The following is a 2,679-nucleotide window of genomic DNA, read 5'->3' on the forward strand; positions in this document are numbered from 1 at the left end:
GCTAGGGTGGAAAAGTCCAGTTCAATACAGAATTCACCTTATGAGTGCATAAAAAAACGTAGTAGACAAAACTACTACGCTAATAAAGTCTAACTTTTGGGGGTCACATCAATATCTGGGCTATCTCTTTTTTTACATAAAAAAACTTCTCATTATAAAACGAGAAGTTAAGATATTAGTGTAAATAGTTACTAACGTGGAAGTATATAGATAGTTCTTTTTGGAAGTAATAAGATATCGAATAGTTAAAAGCTTGTTCATTTTTCAAGTAATTAATTTCCTCTACTTGAATCGTAGCCTGCCCTGATTCGCTACCAGTTAATTCAGCTTCTTCATCAGTAATATAATGAATCGAAATGTATTCATCGGCACGTTGAACAGATATATTATAGTGTTTAAAAATAAATTGAAAGATAGACTTTTCACATATCTCAACTGATAAATATGGAATGACCGATTTTAGATAATAGGCGTTTTCTAAAGAGACTAATCCTTTATCTGTATATCTTAGGCGTTGAATAAAATATACAAGTTCACCCATTGGACAATTTAGATATTTGGCAATTTCTTCATTTGCAGGAATAATTTCTAAACGTAATACTTTAGAGTGGACGATAAGTGGATTACCAATTTGGTTAAGACCTGCTTTATTTGCCATATTCATAATTGTTGTATTATTGTGAAGTGGCTGTGTGATAAAGTAACCACTTCCTTGTATACGTTTAATGAGCCCTTGATTATAAAGAATCCCTAATGCATTGCGAATAGTGTTGCGGCTGACTTGATATTCTTCTAATAACGCTCCTTCGCTTGGGAGTTTATCTATATATACTTTGCTAAATATTTTATTGACTAAATCTTTAGCGACTTCCTGATATTTGAGAGTCATATTTTGACACCTGCCTTTTTTCTTTTGTTATACATTAATTATAACACAATCTCGTTAAAACGCTACCAAAAAGTTGCATTTGTCCCAACAAATTTAATTGAACCCCTTGACCGTTCGGATTAGGAAAAGGTAAAATAGATAGTAGAAAACGATTACAGATATGGAGTGATTCACTAATGAGTTTACGAAAAGATTTCTTATGGGGTGGGGCCACGGCAGCCAACCAATATGAAGGCGGCTATGACCAAGATGGCAAGGGATTAAATGCCATTGATGTGATGACAAATGGTTCACACACCACACCAAGACAAGTTACCTGGAAAAAAGCAGATGGCCAAACCGGTACGACACCACTTGTTTGGGGCAAGCCATTTGAATTTCCCAAAGATGCGACACCAACGATTTTAGACGGCTATTATTATCCAAGCCATACAGGGACAGACTTTTATCATCACTTAGAAGAGGACCTAGAGTTACTAGCGGAGATGGGCTTTAAATGTTATCGTTTCTCTATTAACTGGTCACGAATTTTCCCAAATGGTGATGACGAACAAGCTAATCCAGCCGGTCTAGCCTTTTATGATCGCGTGGTGGACACTTGCTTACGTTTGGGAATGGAGCCGCTGGTGACATTATCACACTACGAAACCCCACTAAGTTTGGTGATTCGTTATAATGGTTGGTCGGATAGAAAGATGATTCCGATTTTTGAAAAATATGCGAAAACACTTTTTAATCACTTCAAAGGACGCGTGAAATACTGGTTAACCTTTAATGAAATCAACGCAATGGATCATGCGCCTTATATGGGTGGTGGCCTGTTAGATACTTCCGCTCAAAATCGTGCGCAAGGAGCTCATAACCAATTTGTGGCCTCAGCATTAGCCGTTAAAGCAGCCCATGAAATCGATCCAAATATGCAAGTCGGTCAAATGTTAGCTTGTAGCGCGATTTATACCTATACTTGTGATCCAAAAGACGCGATTAAGGTGATGGAAGCCCAACAAAATGAACTTTTCTATGCCGATGTGCAAACAGGCGGCCGTTATCCAGAATACCGTTTGAAAAAATATGCGCGCGAAGGCATTGTGTTGGAGGATTGTCCAGAAGATTATGATTTAATTGCCAAATATCCCGCAGACTTCTTGAGCTTTTCTTGCTATGGCTCGCATGTAGTGACCACGCATGAAAATACCGCCCAAGCAGAAGGAAACCTAGGCATGAATGGGGTGAAAAATCCTTATTTAGAAACCAATGCTTGGGGCTGGACGATTGACCCTTATTGTCTGCGCCTGACCTTAAATACACTTTGGGATAGATATCATAAACCATTATGGATTGTAGAAAATGGCTTAGGTTGGAGCGATGAATTAACACCAGATGGCAAAGTACATGATGATTATCGTATCAATTACCTCAAAGCGAATCTAAAATCCATGAAAGATGCTGTGGAAATTGATGGGGTTGATTTGCTTGGATATACGATGTGGAGTGCAATTGACTTAGTTTCCAATGGTACGGGTGAAATGAAAAAACGTTACGGCTTTATCTATGTAGACCGTGATGACCGCGGGAATGGTAGTTTGAAACGCTATAAGAAAGATTCCTTTGACTGGTATAAACAAGTCATTGCCACAAACGGAGAAAGTTTAGATTAAAACATAAAAGAGGATTGCCAATTTTGTACCGACCCCCAAAAGTTAGACCATAAAATCTAACAATTGGAGGTCGGTATTTTTATGTCCAAATATTCTTTTGAGTTTAAAAAGCAAGTTGTAAATGCTTATCTT

Annotated in this window: 2 protein-coding genes; one reads left to right on the plus strand and one right to left on the minus strand. The window is 37.7% G+C overall.

The features are described 5' to 3' along the window. Window positions 1-175: 175 nt before the first annotated feature. The gene (locus tag ACTQZM_RS11800) at window positions 176-889 is read right to left on the minus strand and encodes a GntR family transcriptional regulator (protein WP_441653877.1); all 714 of its coding nucleotides are present in this window, start codon (window positions 887-889) and stop codon (window positions 176-178) included. A 176-nt stretch (window positions 890-1,065) separates the two neighbouring features. Here ACTQZM_RS11800 and ACTQZM_RS11805 point away from each other — a divergent pair, with 176 nt between their 5' ends. Then, on the plus strand, window positions 1,066-2,547 hold the full coding sequence (locus ACTQZM_RS11805; protein WP_441653878.1) for a family 1 glycosylhydrolase: 1,482 nt from the start codon (window positions 1,066-1,068) through the stop codon (window positions 2,545-2,547). Window positions 2,548-2,679 lie beyond the last annotated feature (132 nt).

Source organism: Enterococcus cecorum (assembly GCF_052119425.1).
GTDB classification, from domain to species: Bacteria; Bacillota; Bacilli; order Lactobacillales; family Enterococcaceae; genus Enterococcus_E; species Enterococcus_E cecorum_C.

Bases quoted from the DNA above. Each gene is read 5' to 3' on its own strand.
- ACTQZM_RS11800 (WP_441653877.1), bottom strand. From the start codon at position 889: ATGACTCTCAAATATCAGGAAGTCGCTAAAGATTTAGTCAATAAAATA.
- ACTQZM_RS11805 (WP_441653878.1), top strand. From the start codon at position 1,066: ATGAGTTTACGAAAAGATTTCTTATGGGGTGGGGCCACGGCAGCCAAC.